Below are 18259 nucleotides of genomic sequence, written 5' to 3'. Positions count from 1 at the left end.
GAGCGCGTCGGCGCGCTGCCGCGCCGACGCGACCAGTGAAGGGGAAGCCATGAGGACCGCCATGAGGACTCGTACGCGTTCGACCGCCATCGCATCGGGGTTCGCCGCGCTCGCCCTGTTCGCCGGAGCCTGCTCGTCCGGCGACGGCGGCGACAGCAGCCAGGACAAGGCCGACGGCGGCAAGGGCAAGCAGGCCGACGCCGCCTTCAAGGAGCGCGAGTGCCTGCGCAAGCACGGCCTCAAGGTCCCCGAGCCCAAGGCGGGCGAGGACACCCGCGGCATCACCATCGGCGGCGACCTGAGCAAGGAGAAGATGGAGGCCGCCATGAAGGCCTGCATGGGCAAGGACGGCGGAATGTCGGGCGGCGGCCCCACGCAGGCCGACAAGGACAAGATGCTCAAGTACGCCCAGTGCATGCGCAAGAACGGCTTCAACATGCCCGACCCCAAGTTCGAGGGCGGCGCCATGGAAGCGCAGAAGGTCCCCAAGGGCGCCGAGGCGAAGAAGATGGAGAAGGCCGCCAAGGCGTGCAAGGACATCGTCGCGTGAGGCGCCGCACCGCCGTCGTAGCCACCGTCGTGGCCCTGCTCGCCATCACCGGCGGCGGCGTCGCCGTCACGGCCCTCGCCGACAACGGCAAGGACGAGTCCGTCAGCCAGGACGCCGGCCTGCCGCCGGCCACCGCCCCCGTGGAACGCGGCGACCTCAGCAGCGGCACCCAGACCGACGGCACCCTCGGCTACGCCAAGGAAAGCAAGGTCAACGCGGGCACCACCGGCACCCTCACCTGGTCCGCGGGCACCGGCTCGACGATCAAACGGGACGGGCGCCTGTACGAGGTCAACGGCGTCCCGGTGCGCCTCATGTACGGCACCGAGCCCATGTACCGCACGCTGAAGACGGGCGACGAGGGCAACGACGTACGGCAGCTCGAGGAGAACCTCCAAGCCCTCGGATACGGCGCCGGGCTCGCCGTCGACGACGAGTACACGGCGGGTACGGCGGACGCCGTCAAGCAGTGGCAGAAGGCGCACGAGCGCAAGCAGACGGGCCGCGTCGGACCCGACCAGATCGCCTTCTCGCCCGGCGGCGTCCGCGTGAAGTCCACCGAGTCGGCCGTCGGCGACCAGGTCGCACCGGGCAAGCCGGTGCTCAGCACGACCGGCTCCGAGCGGGTCGTACGTTTCCAGCTCGACGTCGCCGAGGGGAAGCTCGCCAAGGTGGGCACCAAGGTGACCGTGGACCTGCCGGACGGCTCGACCGCCAAGGGAAAGGTCGCCTCCGTCGGCAAGACCGCCAAGCCGGGCGACGACCCGGCCGACAAGACGCCCAAGATCCCGGTGACGGTCTCCTTCGACGACCCCGGCAAGGTCGACGGCTTCGACCAGTCCCCGGTCACGGTGAACCTCACCGGAGAGACCCGCGAGGACGTCCTGTCCGTCCCCGACAACGCCCTCCTCGCGCTGCCCGGCGGCGGCTACGGCGTCCAGGTCGTCGAGCACGGCCGCGCCCGCCAGGTGAAGGTCGAGCTCGGCATGTTCGGCCAGGGCCGCGTCGAGGTCACCGGAGGCGGTTTGAAGGACGGCATGAAGGTCGGGGTGCCCAAGATATGAGCGCCGTCGTGGAGTTGGGCGGGGTCACCAAGAAGTACCCGGGCGGAGTCGCCGCCCTGCGCGGGGTCGACCTGCGGGTCGAGGAGGGCGAACTCCTCGCCATCGTCGGCCCCTCCGGCTCCGGCAAGTCGACTCTCCTGCACATCATCGGCACCCTGGACCGCCCCTCGGAGGGCTCGGTGGCCATCGCGGGACACGATGTCGCGACGCTCGCCGACCGCAGCCTGTCCGCTTTGCGCGCACGGCACATCGGCTTCGTGTTCCAGGCGTTCCATCTGGTGCCGGGGATCAGCGCGCGCGACAACGTGGCCGAGGGGCTCCTGTACTCCGGCCTCTCGCGCGCGGAGCGCCGCGCGAGAGCCGCCGAGGCCCTCGACCGGGTGGGCCTCGCCGACCGCATGAAACACCGCCCGCACGAACTCTCCGGCGGCCAGAAGCAGCGCGTCGCCATCGCGCGCGCGGTGGTCGGGGCGCCGGACCTGCTCCTGGCCGACGAACCGACCGGGGCGCTGGACTCCGCGTCCGGCGAGGCGGTGATGGAGCTCCTGCACGACCTCAACGCGGAGGGCGCGACCATCGCCGTCATCACCCACGACACGGAGATCGCGGAGCGGCTGCCGCGGCAGGTGCGGATACGGGACGGGCAGGTGGTGGCGGACGTCCACTCCGCGACTGCTTCTTCGGGGGTGTTCGCCGGATGATCCGTACGAAGCGCGTCGGACACGTGCGCCTGAAGGCGGCACGGCTCGGTCCGCGGGACGTCCTGCACGTCGGCTCGGCGGGACTGCGCAGCCGTCCGGTACGGGTCGTGCTCTCCGCCCTGGGAATCGCCATCGGGATAGCGACGATGATCGCGGTGGTAGGCATCTCGTCCTCCAGCAAGGCCCAACTGATGGAGGAGCTGGACGAGTTGGGCACGAACATGCTGGTGGCGTCCCCGGGGGAGCCGATGTTCTCCGGGGAGAAGGTGGTGCTGCCGCGAGACGCGGCGGGCCGGGTCTCCCGCGTGGCGGGCGTACAGGACGTCGGCGCGACCGGCGACCTGGAGAACACCGTGCGGCGCAGCGAGAAGATCCCCGAGGACGAGACCGGCGGCCTCGCCGTCAGGGCGGCCACCGAGGGTCTGCTGAAGGTGCTGCGCGGCGAGATGGACAGCGGCACGTGGTTCAACGCGGCCAACAGCCGCTACCCCTCGATCGTCCTCGGCCACGTCGCGGCGCAGCGCCTCGGCATCACCGAGCCCGGCCAGCAGGTCTGGGTGGACGACCGGTACTTCACGGTCGTCGGCATCCTCGAACCGCTGCCGCTCTCACCCGACGTGGAGCGCTCGGCGCTCGTGGGCTGGGACGCGGCGAAGAGCGAGCTCGGCTTCGACGGCCGCCCGACGTCGGTGTACGAGCGCTCGACCGACGCCTCGGTGCACGAGGTCCGTGACCTGCTCGCCGCGTCGATCGACCCGGAGAACCCGCGCAACGTCCAGGTCACCGACCCGTCATCGGCGCTGCAGGCGAAGGCGGCGACGGAGGGCGCGTTCTCGACGCTGCTGCTCGGCCTGGGCGGGATCGCGCTGCTGGTGGGCGGGGTCGGCGTGGCCAACACCATGATCATCTCGGTCCTGGAGAGACGGTACGAGATCGGTCTGCGGCGCTCGATGGGCGCGACGAAGGGGCAGATCCGCATCCAGTTCGTGACGGAGTCCCTCCTCCTGTCGGGCCTCGGCGGCCTCGCCGGAATCGCCCTGGGCGCGGCGGCGACGGGCGTCTACGCGACGTCGGGCGGCCTCCCCTGGGTGGTCCCCCTCTGGGCGGTGAGCGGCGGCTTCGGAGCAACGCTGATCATCGGAACGGTGGCCGGCCTCTACCCCGCGGTACGGGCGGCCCGCCTCTCCCCAACCTTGGCGCTGCACGCGGCCTAGCCGGCCGGGGCGGCGGGGCGGGGCCTTGTCCCTGCACGCGGACTGCCGCCGGCCTGCGGTGGGGCGGGCCCTGCCCCTGCACTGCCGCACGGCGGTGCGGAACCGGCGGATCCGGGCCACAACTCCCCGCCGGTGCGGAACCGGCGGCTCCGGGCCGCGACCCCCCGCCGGTGCGGAACCGGCGGGGTTCAGGCTGCCCTTCAGCGGGTGCGGATTGCCTTCATGCCGCCGCTCCGCGGCGGATTCTCCCCGCCCACCCACCCGTTCACCCTGCGGTGCCTCGTGTCGGTAACGATCAGCTGCTGGGCAATCGGGTGGGTGGGCGGGAAAGATCCGCCGCGAAGCGGCGGCCTTGGACACCCGCCCACCCGGCAGGGAAACGCGGCGGCCTTGGACACCCGCCCACCCGGCAGGGGAACGCGGCGGCCTTGAACACCCGCCCACCCGGCAGGGGAACGCGGCGGCCTCGAACCCCCGCCCCCCCCGGCAGGGAAACGCGGCGGCCTCGAACCCCCGTCCCCCCGGCAGGGAGAAACACGGCGCCCTCGAAACAACCGCCCCCGGCAGGGAAGCAGCGGCCCGGAAAGCCCCGTACCCCCCGGCGGCAGCCGACCCTCAGCCGCCCCGCACCTGGGCCAGGTCAAGCGAGGCCGCAACCCTCGCCGAGACGCTCTCCGCATACGCCGCATCCGCCCGCTCGAACTGCGTACGGCTCGCCCCCCGGAGGAACGTCACCACCCCCAGCGTCCGCCCCCGACTGCGCAGAACCGTGCACAGGGCGTGGACCGAGTCCTCCGGCCACTGCCTGGCCGCCGCCCACTCCCGGGCACGCTCGGGCGGCGCGGTGCCGGCGCTCGCCCGTACGGAGCCCACCCGGTCCACGCACTGCGGAGCCGGGTGGCCGTCCAGATAGCGGACGGGCAGGCCCGCCTTGGCCACCGGCAGGCACGGACCAGGAGCCCCCGCGGGCGTGGCCGCGGCCCGCACGAGCCGCACCGGAGGACCCCCCTCACCCGCCACCAGATCGATCAACGCGTGATCGGCGAAGCCGGCCAGCGCGAAGTCCAGCTGAACCGTCGCCGCCTCCGTCGGGTCCTCGCACTCGCCCGCCGCCCGCGCCGCCCGATGCAACTGCTGCGAACGAAAACGCAGTTGCGCCGCCTCCTGCTCCGTCTGCTTGGCCTCCGTCACGTCCAGGAAGAGCCAGGCGACCCCCAGCGGCACCGGCTCCTCCGCCAGCGGCGACGCGAGCCGCAGGAAGCCGCTGCGCCAGCAACGCCGCTCAGGCTCACCGCTCTCCGTGGCCCGCACGGACACCCACATCTCGGCGGGCGCCGGCGGAGCCCCCTCGGCGAGCACATGACTCAGCGCGCTCTCCAGCTCCTCCACACCCTGCCCGAGCAACTCCCCGAGGGGCCGCCCCAGCAGAGCCGAACGCCCCATCCCCAGCGACCGCGCGGCATGCTCGTTCACCACGGCGGGACGCAGGTCGGCGTCGACGAGCACCACACCCCACGACGCGTTCTCGAACAGGGCCTCGCTCAGCGCGATGGAACGCTCCAGGTCGATCTGCGCATGGACCTCGCTGAACGCGCAGTACACCCCGGAGGGCTTACCGTCCCCGCCCCGCACGGCGGCCGACTGCGTCCGCACCAGCACGCGCCCGCCGTCCTTCGTCAGGAGCGCGAACTCGTGCACCTGCCGCCCGTGCGCCTCCATGGCCGACAGGAGCCGCGCCTCGACCTCCTCGGCATCGGCGGTCCGCACCGCCCACCCCGCGAACCCCTGCCGCCCGACGGCCTCCGCCGCCGACCACCCGAGAATCCGCTCGGCCTCACGATTCCAGTGCGTCACCACCCCATCGGCATCGAACGCACACAAGGCGGCGTCCATCCCGTCCAACAACGCCGCGAGCAACTCGGCCCCACCGGGCTCGGGTTCCTCCGGCCCCAGCTCGTCGGTGGTTCCGCTACGCCGGGAAGCACTCACCTGGCACCCCCTGCAGGCCGTGTCCTCATGAGCTGCATGTTCTGCGAGTTCCGCGTGTACCGCACGTCAGATCATTGAACTCGAACGTGACGCACCCCACAGGTACTTCCCAGAAGTCGGACGAAATCGTTGCCGGCGAAAGGTTGAGAGCGAGCGCGGTTGCCTGAAATCAGACGCCCGTTCAAAGGTTCGCACAATTGGTTGAGCTTGCGTGATCCAGCTCGCCAGGAGACGGGTGATCGCTAGCGTCGGCGGGACATACACACGAAGGGTCACTCGCTCCTCGGCCCACGGCCGAGCTTTCCGTCACACGGACAGGCAGAGTGACCAGCCCAAGTCATCAAGACCTCCAGGTCAAAGGAAGGCGTCCTTCGATGACTACGTTTCCCACAGGTGAGCAGACCCACCGGGCTGTGCTTCCTCAGCAGCCCGCACTGGAATCCGAGAGAGCAGACACCCTCCGGAGCAAGGACGAAACGGCTCACGGACTCCCCGCCACCGCGCGGGGCACCGGCGAGGAACATGGGCGAGGGGAGACCGGCGGGCAGCGCGCCAGACCCCGTCGGCGTCACGTCGAACTTGCCGCCCTGGCGGCGGAGGCGACAGAGAGCGGGAGCGGTGACGCTCCCAAGGACCGCACATACACCGGAGGCGTAGGCGCGAGCAGAGTGTTCGTCCTTGCCGCTGACAGAAGGCCGTTGATGCCGTGCCACCCCGCTCGCGCACGTGAACTGCTCACCAGGGGTCGAGCTGTCGTCCATCGGCGAGTTCCCTTCAGCATCCGGCTCAAGGACCGTATGCGCGCCGACTCGGAAGTCGATGGCGTGCAACTGCGCATCGATCCCGGATCCAAGACGACTGGCCTCGCGCTCACGGACGAGAAGACGGAAATCTGCGAACGCGGGGAGGCCGCCCTCGTACGCCGGGGCCTGATGACGGCCGAGATCCGGCACCGCGGAGCCCAGATCCAGCTCTGCATGAAGCGGCGCGCCGGGTACCGGAGCAGACGGAGGTCCGCGAATCTCCGCTACCGCGCACCGAGAAGCAACAAGCGTGGCCGCAAGGAGGGTTGGCTCGCCCCGTCGCTGCGGCACCGTATCGACACCACCCTGTCCCTCGCGAGTCGCTTCTGCCGGTATGCGCCGGTCACAGAGGTTCACGTGGAGAGCGTCGCTTTCGACTCCCGCTCCATGGGCGCGGGCAAGCAGGGCAGAGGTGCCGACCACAAGATCGGCGCACATGCCGGAACCGACACTCGCGCCTACCTGCTCTCCGTGTGGGGCCGATCCTGCGTCTATTGCGGAGCGACCGGCATTCCTCTGAACCTCGACCACGTCCACCCCAGCAGCCGCGGCGGCTCCAGCAGAACCTCCAACCTGGTGCCGGCATGCGTCCCCTGTAACCAGGCCAAGGGCAACGCACCCGTCGCGGCTTTCCTTGCCCACCGGCCGGAACGCCTCGCGGAGATCTTTGCTCGGACCCGGACCCCGCTGCGTGACACCGCGGTGATGAACTCGACCCGCCGACAGCTCATCGAGGGACTGAGCGCTCTCGGCCCACCGGTGCAAGCCTGGCCGGGCAGCCGTACTCAGCGAAACCGCACCGCGATGGGCCTCGAAAAGACCCACACCATCGACGCCCTCGCCGTTGGCGACCTGGATTGCGAGAACGGCGGCAGGATTGTCCGAGTGGCCGCGCGCGTCCTGGTCGTGAAGGCCACCGGACGTGGCTCCTACGCCCGTACCACCCCTGACCGCTACGGCTTCCCGCGGCTTCGCCGGGTCCGCATCAAGCAGCACTTCGGATACGTCACCGGGGATCTCGTACGCGCGACAGTGCCCGCCGGGAAGTGGGCGGGCACCTGGAATGGACGCATCACGGTACGAGCCAGGGGCCAGCACACCCTCACTTCGCCGACGGGTCGGTTCAACGTTTCGCACCGGAATCTGCAGCTGCTACAACGCGGCGACGGATACGCCTACGAGACCCGGCAGGAGCTCGTTCCGCCGTCGTCTCGAAAAACCGGTTGAGCCGGGCCGACCCGGTTCCTATGGTGTGAGTCATCACGGAGAGGAGGTGGTTCGGCAGATGTATGGAAACCGGACGCGTGAGGTGACTGCGGGCTAGTGGCCCGTCGTCGCAACTCGGTTTCGGCGCCGGACCAGCACGTGTGAGATGCGTGCAGCCGGCCCAATCCCAAGCAGTCACCCGACCCGCGAGCCGCCGGTACGTCCGGCCGGCTCCCCGCCGTTCCGTACGGCGGGGACCATGGCTCGCGGGTCGTCTGTGTTCCGGGCCAGCGCGAACTCAGCCCTTGCTGACCGCCGTCAGGATCTCCGGCAGCCTGCGCGCCACCCTCGGCGCCGCCATCCGCAGGCCGGCGTACGTGATCAACGCCCCGTACGCCCCGCCCAGCGGCAGCAGTACCCACGACCAGGAGCTCGCGCCCGAGACGTGCAGCCAGATCGTGAAGGCAAGCACCGGGGCGCAGAGCAGGGCCGCCGCGACCATGCCGCCGAAGATGGAGATCCAGGCCAGGCCCGCCTGCCCGGGGGCCACGTTCTTGTAGCCCTCCTGCGGGATCGAGTAGGGGAAGCGGGCCGATGACCAGGCGCCGGTGGCCAGCATCGCGCCGAGCAGGGCGAAGGAGAGGCCGAGGGCTTCCGCGAGGCCCGTCCAGTCGCCCAGTACGGCCGCCGTGATGACCGTCACCAGCGTCGCGTACGGGAGGGTGATCAGCAGGAGTGCCAGTGCGCGGGCGCGGAGTTCCACGTAGGCGTCGTACGTCGACGAGATCGTCATCGCGACCATCCAGAACGCCGATGTGTCCTGGCCGAACTGGTTGTACATCAGGACGCCGAGCATGCCGGCGGCGAAGCACGCGAAGTAGATGGAGCCGGTGCCCTGGAGGGCGTTGAAGAGCGGCACGATGAGGCCGATGGCCAGGGATGTCACCCAGGCCGCCTTCGTCTTCGGGTCGCGCCACACGTAACGCAGGCTGCGTTCCATGACCGTGCCGGTGCGTCCGCCGGGGAGCAGGCGTCCCAGGCCCCGTGCCGAGCGGGCCTTGGTGGGGCCCGACGCCGCGAGCGTCGATCCGTCGGGGGTCGTCATGAGGCGGGTCAGGCTGCGCTGCCAGAGGGCGAGGAGGGCTGCGAGGGCCGCCGCGCTCAGGGCGAGTTGGGCGATCCCGGTGGCGTACGCGCCCTTGCTCACCGAGTCGACGGCGCCGATCGCCGACGCGGGCGGAATCCAGCGCACGACGTCCGCCGCCGGGTTGAGCTGTGAGAGCCCGGACGAACCGAGGCGCTGCGCACCGAAGTTGACGACCTGTGCGCCGACCGCGATGACCAGGCCGCTGAGAACGGCCAGATCGCGCCCCTTGCGGCTGGTCAGCAGGCGGATGTTGGCGGCGGCGACGGTGCGCGCCAGGGCCACGCAGACGAGCAGGGTGAGGGCGATGGCGAGGACGCCGGTGACGGCCGCCGTCGCGCCGTGTGCGAGTGAGATGACCGAGCCGAGCGCCAGGCACAGGGTGAAGAGCGGGCCGATGCCGACCAGGGACGCGACGAGGAGCGCGCGCACCAGCGGGCGTGGGCGCAGCGGCAGCATCACCAGGCGGGTGGGGTCGAGGGTCTCGTCGCCGCTGGCGAAGAACAGCGGCATCACCGCCCAGCCGAGCGTGAGGACGCCGGTGAGCAGGACGGAGACGGTGGCGGCGTGTTCGTTGCCGCGCAGGGCGATCAGGCCGAGGAGCTGGAGCGCGGCGACGAGGAGCGCGGCGACGACCGACGCGATGTAGGCGGCGCGGCGTCCTGTCGACTGGTGCAGGCCGTTGCGCAGGAGCGAGAGCTTCAGCCGTACGAAGACGGGGGTGACCGAGGGGGAGGGCGCCGTGCTCATCGGGTGCCGCCGCCCAGCCAGTCGAGGTGCGAGCCGGTGTCGCGGCTGCTCGCGCCGACCAGTTCCAGGAACGCCCGCTGGAGCGAGGGGGCGTCGCCGCGGACCTCGGCGAGGGTGCCCTGGGCGCGGATGCGGCCCGCGGCCATCACGGCGACCCAGTCGCAGAGCGATTCGACGAGTTCCATGACGTGTGACGAGAAGACGACCGTCGCCCCGGACGCGGTGTAGCGCTCCAGTACGCCGCGGATGGTCTGTGCGGAGACGGGGTCGACGCCTTCGAAGGGCTCGTCGAGGAAGAGGACTTCGGGGTTGTGGAGCAGGGCGGCGGCGAGTCCGATCTTCTTCCGCATGCCCGTCGAGTAGTCGACGACCAGTTTGTGCTGGGCGCCCGCGAGGTCGAGTACGTCCAGGAGCTGGGTGGCTCTCTTGTCGACCTCGTCGCCGGGGAGTCCGCGCAGCCGCCCGGTGTAGGCGAGGAGTTCGCGCCCCGAGAGGCGCTCGAAGAGACGCAGCCCTTCGGGCAGGACGCCGATGCGGGCCTTGACCTGTACGGGGTCGGACCACACGTCGTGGCCGACGACTTCGACCGTGCCCCGGTCGGGGCGCAGGAGTCCGGTCACCATGGAGAGGGTGGTGGTCTTTCCGGCGCCGTTCGGGCCCACGAGGCCGATGAATTTGCCCGCGGGGAGCGTGAGGTCGATCCCGGCGACGGCGATCTGCTGGCCGAAGGCCTTCCAGAGCCCCTGCACCCGTACAGCCGCCGGTACTTCTGCGCTCACCGTGTCCGCCCTTCGTCGCCGGTTCCGCACGATACGTCGGTCGGCAGCCGGAACGCCGGACGGGCTGGACATCCAGCCCGTCCGGCGTCTGCGCCCCCTGTGCCGGCTACCGCCGCGCCTCGCGCCCGCACGCGTACGCCAGGGGGGAGATGATCTCCTCCGCGTCGGGGAGCCAGCGGTTCGCCGCGGTGGGGCGGCAGGCCCACTGCACGGCGCCCGACGCGCCGAAGCGGGTCGGGGGAGCGGCCACGTACGCCCCCTCGCCCAGTGACACGAGGTCGATGGCGGCGGGCGGCCAGCCCAGCTTGCGTACCAGGTCGGGCACCTTCGCGGTGGCGCCGGGAAGGACGAAGAACTGCATCCGGCGATCGGGTGTGCACGTCACGGGGCCGAGGGTCAGCTCCATCCGCTCCATGCGGGCGAGGGCGAGGAACCCGGCGGTCTCCGGCACGTCGATCGCGTCGAACGTACGGCCCGTCGGCAGCAGGATCGACGCCTTCGGCTGCTTCGACCACAGGCGCCGTGCGACGGTCGCGCTGCCCGTCGACTGCGTGGCCCAGTCCTCGCGCGCCGGGTGTGAACCGGGTGTCGTGCACGCGGTGTCACCGCACGAGCAGATCTCGGCCCCCTCGACGGACTCGAGCCACGTCCCGGGAAACACGTCCCAGTGGCGCTCTTCCGCGTATCGCACGGCCGTGTCCAGCAAGGATTCTCCGCGCTGCTTCGGGATGTGCGCGGCTGACGTGACTCCCATGGTCTCTTCCACGGACTTCTCAACTCCGCCCGACACCTACGGTTACGGCTCGCGCGTGCGCGGGGGCGGAGCATCGATCCTGCATGTGGGGCGCATGGGTGCACGGGCGGGGGCGCGCATGGGGAATGGGTTCCATGTGCGGGTAGCCAAGGCTGTGGCACTCCGAAGATGCCCAGTTACCGACTTATCGTCCGTTTGTGGTGCATCTTCCGTTTGTTCCAAGGGCATTGATCATCTGGGGTGGCCGATTCCGGCCCCTCCGTCAGATGAACCACGGTGCACATCAGGGGGTACGCCATGGCCGCAAGGCCGCTCGTCGCGCGGCAGCCCAACGAAAGGCTGCAGGCACTCATTCAGGAAGCGGGCTGCTCGAACGCGGGCCTGGCCCGCCGGGTCAACATGTGCGGCGCGGAGCACGGTCTCGATCTGCGCTACGACAAGACGTCGGTCGCCCGGTGGCTGCGCGGTCAGCAGCCGCGCGGCAGGGCGCCCGGCATCATCGCGGAGGCGCTCGGCCGCAAGCTGGGCCGGACCGTCACGATCGACGAGATCGGCATGGCGAACGGCAAGAACCTCGCCTCCGGTGTCGGCCTGCAGTTCTCGCCCACCGTGCTCGGCGCCATCGAGCAGGTCTGCGAGCTGTGGCGCAGTGACGTGGGGCGGCGGGACTTCCTGTCCGGCTCGTCCGTCGCCGCGTCCGCGCTCGTCGAGCCGAGCCGCGACTGGCTGATCTCGTCCCCGGACGCGCAGGTCGGCCGGATGGCAGGGCCGCGGGTCGGGCCGTCCGACGTGGCGGCGGTGCGGGCCATGACGCAGGCGCTGACGCAGCTGGACCACCAGTACGGCAGCGGGCATGTGCGGCCGGTCGTCGTGCACTACCTGAACAGCGTGGTCTCGGGGCTGCTCGCCGGCTCCTACCGCGAGGCGGTGGGTCGCGAACTGTTCTCCGCCGTCGCGCGGTTGACGGAACTCGCCGGGTACATGGCGGTGGACACGGGTCAGCCGGGCCTGGCCCAGCGGTACTACATCCAAGCGCTGCGCCTCGCACAGGCCGCGGGCGACCGCGGATACGGCGGCTACGTACTGGCCGCGTCCATGAGCCATCTCGCGGCCCAGCTCGGAAACCCGCGGGAGATCGCGCAGTTGGCGCGGGCGGCCCAGGAGGGGACGCGCGGGCGGGTCACCCCGCGCGCGGAGGCCATGTTCTACGCCGCCGAGGCCAGGGGGCACGCGCTGCTCGGGGACGGGCGCTCCACGCAGGTCGTCGCGGGCCGTGCGGTCGAGGCGATGGACCGGGCGGCCGGCGAGGGGGACTCGGGCGACGACCCGGTTTGGATCAAGCACTTCGACCATGCGTACCTCGCCGATGAACTGGCGCACTGCCACCGCGACTTGGGGCAGGCGGACGCGGCGGCGCGCAGTGCCGAGGAGTCCCTCGCGGGGCATCCGGAGACGCGGGCGCGGCGACGGGCGATCGGCCTCGTCCTCCTTGCCACGGCCCAGGTGCAGCGGCGGGAGGTCGAACAGGCCTGCCACACGGGCCTGAAGGCGGTCGAACTGCTCGGCACACTGCGGTCGAACCGCGGCGCCGAGTATCTGGAGGACTTCCAGCAGCGGCTCGATCCGTACCGGGAGGAGCCGGTGGTAAGGGAGTTCGGGGCGCGGATGGACGTCCAGGCGGCGTGAGGGAGTGGGGTCCGGGGCGGTATGGGGCTGGTGTGGTCTCCGCGGTGCGTGAAGGGTTTGTGATGTGTGTCGCGCTCCAGTGAACGTGGCCCGTCCCGGCCCTTTCCGCACCGTGAACGGCGAACTCCCGTTCGCGACCGATCCCTCCTGGTGACGTAACCAGCGTTTCGCGGAGAGCTTTTGTTACTTCCGCGATTGATGGGGCGCTGGAGGTTTGAGCTGCGTGGCAGAGGGCTGTGGCGACCCGGTAGCGTGAGCCGACGGTTCCGTAGGTCCCCCATTCGTAGGAGTCCCGGTGACGCAGCAGAGCGGGCAGGGCGCCGCTTCCTCCGATCCGCATCCCGCGGACCGGCACGCGCACGAAGGCATCGTGCTGCCTGCCGACGGAAGCGAGCCCTTGATGCCCGGCACCACCGGCGACCACGTGGCCCCCGCGGGCGGCAGCCCCTGGGGCCAGCCGTGGGGCCCGGCCCCCGCGGACCCGCCGCCCGGCTCGGGCCAGGCCTGGGACCCCGCATCGCCCCCGCAGCAGCCGTACGGAGCGGGCGCACCGCACCCCACCGAGGGCACACAGCACGGCGGCCACGGCCAGCAGCAGGGCTATACGCAGGGCGGCTCGTACGGGGGCCGGCCGATGGGCGGCGCCTACGGCCAGCCGGAGGGCGGCTCGTACGGCGGGCAGGCTCCGGGGGCCGCTTACGGGGGCCAGACTCCGGCCGCTTACGGGGCGCAGGGCACGGGCGGCTCGTACGGCGGCCAGCCGCAGGGCGGTCAGGCCCAGGGCGGTCAGGTTCAGGGCGGGCAGTACGCGGGGCACGCTCAGGGGGGCCAGCACGCGGGCCAGTCGCAGGGCGGCCAGCACGCGGGCCAGTCGCAGGGCGGGCAGCAGGCGGGCCAGTCGCAGGGCGGGCAGCTGGCGGGCCAGCAGCAGGGCGGGCAGTACGCGGGCCAGCAGCAGGGTCAGCCGCAGGGCGGGCAGCACGTGGGCCAGCAGCCGGGCCACTACGCGGGTCAGCCGCAGGGCCAGCATGCGGGTCAGCCGCAGGGTGGGCAGTACGCAGGGCCGCCGCAGGGCGGTCACTACGCCGGGCAGCCGCAAGGTGAGCAGTACTCGGGCCAACCCCAGGGCGACCAGTACACCGGCCAGCCCCAGGGTGACCAGTACTCGGGCCAGCCGCAGGGCGAGCAGTACGCCGGCCAGCCCCAGGGCGACCAGTACGCAGCGCACCCCCCGAACAGCCAGCACGCGAGCCACGCTCAAGGTGGTCGCCACGGGGGGCAGCCCCAGGGTGGTCAGCACGTAGGGCAGACCCCCGGCGGCCGGCACCAGGGCGCACCCGCCGGGCCGCACGCCGCCGCCGGGCCCTACGCAGGGCCTGGCGTGGGCGGGGCCCACGCGGGCCAGCCCGGAGCCACGTCGACCGGGGCCCACGCGGGGCAGCCCGGAGCCACGGCGACCGGAGCCCACGCGGGCCAGCCCGGAGCCACGGCGGCCGGAGCCCACGCGGGGCAGCCCGCGGACGCCTCGTACCCGGGGCAGACCGCACAGCCGCTTCCGCCCGCCGCGCAGGCCGGCCAGCTTCCTCCCGGGGGTTCCGGTGGCTCCGGGGGTGGCATGCCCCTGCCGCCCGTCGCGGGAGGGCTCGCCCCGCTGCCGCCCGCCGCCCCGGGTGACGCGGACGCGACGCAGTACATACCCGCGACGCCCGGCGCCGACGAAGGCGCCACGCAGTACATACCCCCCGTAGGCCCCGGCGCCCTGCCGCCCGAGGCGCCCGCGGCGGAGGCCACGCAGTTCCTGGGGCGCTCGCCGATGCCCCCGGCGGCCGGTTCCGACAGCGAGCCCACGCAGTTCATCGCCCCCGTGCCCGCGGAGCCCGGCAAGGCGCCCTTCGGGATTCGGCCCGGCACCCCGGGCGACCGGCAGCCCCCCGCCGAGTTCGACAGTCTCTTCCGTACCGAGCAGGCGGAGCCCGAAGGCCCCGCGTCGACCCAGCAGATGCCCCGCTTCGAGCCGCCGCAGTCCGCGGGCCACGGCCAGGGCGATGGCGGGGGCCGTGCCGCGCGCCGCGCCGCTCCCGCCCCGCACGGCGGCGGAGGCGGAGGCGGAGGCCGCACCGGATCGAAGGTGCCGCTCTTCGCGGCCGTCGGAGTCGTCATCGCGCTGGTGGGCGTCGGAGCGGGCGCCCTCCTCAGCGGCGGTGGCGGTGACGAGGAGAAGGACAGTCCCAAGACCGTCTCCGAGTCCGCGCCCGCCGACGAGAAACCCTCGCCCTCCGCCGACCCCGCCGAGGAGCAGGCCATCGCCCTGGACAAGCTCCTCGCCGACAGCAACAACAGCCGTGACTCGGTGATCGCCGCCGTACGCAACGTCGGGAAGTGCACCGACCTCGCCAAGTCGGCCACCGATCTGCGCAACGCGGCCAAGCAGCGCAACGGCCTGGTCACCCGCCTCGCGGGGCTCTCCGTGGACAAGCTCCCGGCCAACGCCCAGCTGACGGCCTCCCTCACCAAGGCCTGGAAGGCGTCAGCCGCGGCCGACAACCACTACGCCGCGTGGGCGGGCCAGGTCGCGGGCAAGAAGGGCTGCAAGAAGGGCCACGCCCGCACGACTCCGCAGGCGGTCGCCGCGAACAAGTCGAGCGGCGAGGCGACCACGGCCAAGCAGGAAGCGGCCGGGCTGTGGAACACCATCGCCAAGCAGTACGGGCTCACCACCCGCGACAAGTCGCAGCTCTAGGGCGCCGGGAAGGCCGGGAGCGGGCGGGTCACTTCACCTGCTCCAGGGTCTTCGAGACGTTCACGAACCCCTTGCGGGCCGGGACCAGACGGCCGTCGCGCACCATCTGGAAGGTGACGTCGGCGTTGACCAGGCGCGGGAAGTCGCTCGCCGCGAGCATGTCCTTGTAGCGCCAACTCAGGGTGGGCGTGAGCCCGCCGGTCTCCACCTTGAGCCCCTTGTCGAGGGCCCGCCGCAGCGTCCGTGACGAGACCTCGCCGCCGTCGAGCGACTCGACGGTCTGCTTCAGGACGGTGTAGGCGATCCACGTCGTCTGCACGCCCGCGTCCGTCGGATCGACCCGGTTGTCGCCGAACGCCTGCCGGCGGATGACCTCGCGCATGTCGTCCCAGCGGGGATCGCTGGCCGCGGGATACCAGCCGGTGAGGTAGGCGCCCTCGTACGGACCCTTGCCGCCGCCCGTGCGGTCGACGAGGGACTGGTCGACGCTGCCGAGCACGGAGGAGATCTTCGCGGTCGGGTACCCGTCCTCGGTGCGTCGGTAGGAGTCGTAGAACGTGTCCGTGCGCTCGCCGAGCGCCGCCGTCACACAGCCGCCGGTGCCCGCCCGCTCCAGCGCCTGCTCGGCCTGCGCGGTGTAGTCGGTGCCGTCCTCGGGCGCCCGTACGTCGGCGGAGGGCTTGCGATGGCCCTCGGCGAGGCCCGCGTCCAGGAGCCCCGGCAGATCGTCGCCGGCGATCGTGTCGGGGCGTACGAGGGAGACGCGCTCGCAGCGGGCGGCGAGCTGGCGGCCGTTGCCCGCCATGAGCGCCGGTTCCCCGCCGTTGACGGGGTACGACAGGGGGCTGCTGAACTCCTCGTCGGTGACGCCGTACCCGCCGATGTAGGGGATGCCCGCGACTTCGAGGGGGGAGAGGAAGGACCGGCCGTGCTGGCTGTAGGAGCCGACGACCGCCGCGACCTTCATGTCGACCGCCTTGCGGGCGCAGTCGGCGGCACCCACCGGGTCGTTGTGGTCGTTGCAGGTGATGACCTCGAGTTCGCGGCCGTCGATGCCGCCGTTCGCGTTGACCCAGCGTGCGTAGGCCTGCGCCATCGCGGGGACGCCGGGTTTGTTCGTCGCCTTGGTCTTCTCGGGGGCCCAGGTCATCACGGTCACGGAATCCTCCCCGGATTCCCCCGCGGAGCCGGGGATGACCCCGCACGCGGTGGTCAGGGACGCACACGCCGCCAGGGCGACCGCGGTGAGCGCTGTGGACTTGGAGGGGCGGGGGAGCAAGGTGCGTCGCGAGACGGGCATGGTCATGCACGATTCCGTCGCAGTGCCAACCATGGAGTGACGCGCTCTCAACGCATGGTGACAAGAAGGTGAATGACAGGGGCCGGTTCGGCCGCCCGGAGGGGGAACGTACGATCGATGACCGTGCAAGGTTCGGAGAACTCTTCCCGTCGTGGCCGTCGCTCAAGCACCATGGGCGGCATGCCAACGAACGACATGCCGTGGTGGCGCTGGCGCAGCAACGTGCGCTCGGCTCTTCACATGCTCTCCGACCCGGGGTTCCAGCGTGAGTGCTGGCTCGCCGGGCGCGAGGAGTACGGGGACGTGACCGACGCCGTGTACCGGCTGGTCGAGGACACGTGGCTCGACAACTGGTCCGCCGAGAAGTACGTGGGGACGATCTTCCGCGACGCGGAGGAGGCGGCCCTGGTCGACACGGCGGTGCTGCGGGTGCTGCGGATCATGCACGAGGTCGGGCCCGACGCGTTGGTCTCCGCCTATCTGGACCACCCGGGATGGCCGGAGGCGGTCCGTGCGGCGCGCGAGGCGCATGTGCGACTCTCCGTCAGTGACGGCGAGGAACCGGACGTACCGCCGCGGACGCTCGAGGTGCTGCGGATCATGACCCGGTCTGCGGGCTAGGAACTTTCCCGTCCGGTGGGAACGGCCGTGGTCCCGTGGGGCGCCCTGGTTGTGGGAACCTTGGGCGCATGAACGAGAAGGTCCCCGCCCCCGCTGAGCAGTACGTCCTCACCCTCTCCTGCCCGGACAAGCAGGGCATCGTGCACGCCGTGTCGAGTTATCTCTTCATGACCGGCTGCAACATCGAGGACAGTCAGCAGTTCGGCGACCACGACACCGGACTCTTCTTCATGCGCGTCCACTTCTCTGCGGAGCCGCCGGTGACGGTGGAGAAGCTGCGGGCGAGCTTCGCCGCGATCGGCGACTCCTTCCACATGGACTGGCAGCTGCATCGCGCCGACGACAAGATGCGTGTCGTCCTCCTCGTCTCGAAGTTCGGGCACTGCCTGAACGACCTGCTGTTCCGCTCGCGGATCGGCGCGCTGCCGGTCGAGATCGCCGCGGTCGTCTCCAACCACACGGACTTCGCCGAGCTCGTCGCCTCGTACGACATCCCCTTCCACCACATCCCGGTGACGAAGGACAACAAGGCGGAGGCCGAGGCGCAGTTCCTGGAGCTGGTGCGCGCGGAGAACGTGGAGCTCGTCGTCCTCGCCCGCTATATGCAGGTCCTCTCGGACGACCTCTGCAAGCAGCTCAGCGGCCGGATCATCAACATCCACCACTCCTTCCTGCCGAGCTTCAAGGGCGCGAAGCCCTACCACCAGGCGCATGCGCGCGGTGTGAAGCTGATCGGCGCCACCGCGCACTATGTGACGGCGGACCTCGACGAGGGCCCGATCATCGAGCAGGAGGTCGAGCGGGTCGGCCACGACGTCACGCCGAACCAGCTCGTCGCGATCGGCCGTGACGTGGAATGCCAGGCGCTCGCCCGAGCCGTGAAGTGGCACGCCGAGCGCAGGATCCTGCTGAACGGCCGCCGGACGGTCGTCTTCGCCTAGAGCCTGATCCGGCGGAT

Annotated in this window: 14 protein-coding genes; 9 read left to right on the top strand and 5 right to left on the bottom strand. The window is 71.5% G+C overall.

What is annotated here, in order from left to right:
* The first annotated feature begins 61 nt into the window (after positions 1–61).
* The 4 genes from ACIBCK_RS15140 to ACIBCK_RS15125 are packed head-to-tail and all read left to right on the top strand — an operon-like array spanning position 62 to position 3529.
* On the top strand, positions 62–550 hold the full coding sequence (locus ACIBCK_RS15140) for a hypothetical protein (RefSeq protein ID WP_399390285.1): 489 nt from the start codon (positions 62–64) through the stop codon (positions 548–550).
* Positions 547–1614, top strand: coding sequence for a peptidoglycan-binding protein (locus tag ACIBCK_RS15135; protein WP_399390283.1), 1068 nt, complete (start codon positions 547–549; stop codon positions 1612–1614). Before ACIBCK_RS15140 ends, ACIBCK_RS15135 begins: the two co-directional genes overlap by 4 nt.
* Complete coding sequence (locus ACIBCK_RS15130; protein ID WP_399390281.1) at positions 1611–2315, top strand: ABC transporter ATP-binding protein; 705 nt, start codon at positions 1611–1613, stop codon at positions 2313–2315. The genes ACIBCK_RS15135 and ACIBCK_RS15130 overlap by 4 nt, the downstream gene beginning before the upstream one ends.
* Positions 2312–3529, top strand: coding sequence for an ABC transporter permease (locus tag ACIBCK_RS15125; protein WP_399390279.1), 1218 nt, complete (start codon positions 2312–2314; stop codon positions 3527–3529). Before ACIBCK_RS15130 ends, ACIBCK_RS15125 begins: the two co-directional genes overlap by 4 nt.
* 615 nt (positions 3530–4144) lie before the next feature.
* On the opposite strand, the gene ACIBCK_RS15120 is transcribed toward ACIBCK_RS15125, so the two are convergent.
* A complete protein-coding gene (locus ACIBCK_RS15120) occupies positions 4145–5518 on the bottom strand; it encodes a PAS domain-containing protein (RefSeq protein WP_399390277.1) in 1374 nt (457 codons plus the stop codon).
* Between the two features lie 668 nt (positions 5519–6186).
* Here ACIBCK_RS15120 and iscB point away from each other — a divergent pair.
* Entirely contained in the window at positions 6187–7548 is a 1362-nt protein-coding gene (gene iscB / locus ACIBCK_RS15115) for an RNA-guided endonuclease IscB (protein WP_399390692.1), read from the top strand.
* A 277-nt stretch (positions 7549–7825) separates the two neighbouring features.
* On the opposite strand, the gene ACIBCK_RS15110 is transcribed toward iscB, so the two are convergent.
* The 3 genes from ACIBCK_RS15110 to ACIBCK_RS15100 all read right to left on the bottom strand — a co-directional run bounded on the left by ACIBCK_RS15110 (position 7826) and on the right by ACIBCK_RS15100 (position 10954).
* Positions 7826–9421: a transporter gene (locus tag ACIBCK_RS15110; RefSeq protein ID WP_399390275.1), complete on the bottom strand. Its 1596-nt coding sequence runs from the start codon at positions 9419–9421 to the stop codon at positions 7826–7828.
* The gene (locus ACIBCK_RS15105; RefSeq protein ID WP_399390273.1) at positions 9418–10200 is read right to left on the bottom strand and encodes an ABC transporter ATP-binding protein; all 783 of its coding nucleotides are present in this window, start codon (positions 10198–10200) and stop codon (positions 9418–9420) included. Before ACIBCK_RS15105 ends, ACIBCK_RS15110 begins: the two co-directional genes overlap by 4 nt.
* Before the next feature lie 106 nt (positions 10201–10306).
* Positions 10307–10954 (bottom strand): bifunctional DNA primase/polymerase, encoded by a 648-nt coding sequence (locus ACIBCK_RS15100; protein ID WP_367043043.1) that lies wholly within the window; start codon positions 10952–10954, stop codon positions 10307–10309.
* A gap of 297 nt (positions 10955–11251) precedes the next feature.
* Here ACIBCK_RS15100 and ACIBCK_RS15095 point away from each other — a divergent pair, with 297 nt between their 5' ends.
* A complete protein-coding gene (locus ACIBCK_RS15095; protein WP_399390271.1) occupies positions 11252–12640 on the top strand; it encodes a transcriptional regulator in 1389 nt (462 codons plus the stop codon).
* Positions 12641–12935: 295 nt separating this feature from the next.
* Positions 12936–15380 carry a hypothetical protein gene (locus ACIBCK_RS15090; RefSeq protein ID WP_399390269.1) on the top strand — a complete coding sequence of 815 codons (2445 nt, stop codon included), beginning with the start codon at positions 12936–12938 and terminating at the stop codon, positions 15378–15380.
* A 28-nt stretch (positions 15381–15408) separates the two neighbouring features.
* Here the strand turns inward: ACIBCK_RS15090 and ACIBCK_RS15085 are convergent, their stop codons facing one another.
* The gene (locus ACIBCK_RS15085) at positions 15409–16686 is read right to left on the bottom strand and encodes an ABC transporter substrate-binding protein (RefSeq protein ID WP_399390267.1); all 1278 of its coding nucleotides are present in this window, start codon (positions 16684–16686) and stop codon (positions 15409–15411) included.
* Between the two features lie 111 nt (positions 16687–16797).
* Between ACIBCK_RS15085 and ACIBCK_RS15080 the strand changes: the two genes are divergently transcribed.
* Complete coding sequence (locus ACIBCK_RS15080; protein ID WP_399390265.1) at positions 16798–17301, top strand: hypothetical protein; 504 nt, start codon at positions 16798–16800, stop codon at positions 17299–17301.
* A 68-nt stretch (positions 17302–17369) separates the two neighbouring features.
* Entirely contained in the window at positions 17370–18242 is an 873-nt protein-coding gene (purU, locus tag ACIBCK_RS15075; protein ID WP_399390263.1) for a formyltetrahydrofolate deformylase, read from the top strand.
* Positions 18243–18259: the final 17 nt, after the last annotated feature.

It is taken from the genome of Streptomyces sp. NPDC051218, assembly GCF_044455475.1.
Classification (GTDB): Bacteria; Actinomycetota; Actinomycetes; order Streptomycetales; family Streptomycetaceae; genus Streptomyces.
Note: the sequence above shows the minus strand (reverse complement) of the source record. Positions and strands in the feature narration are given on the sequence as shown.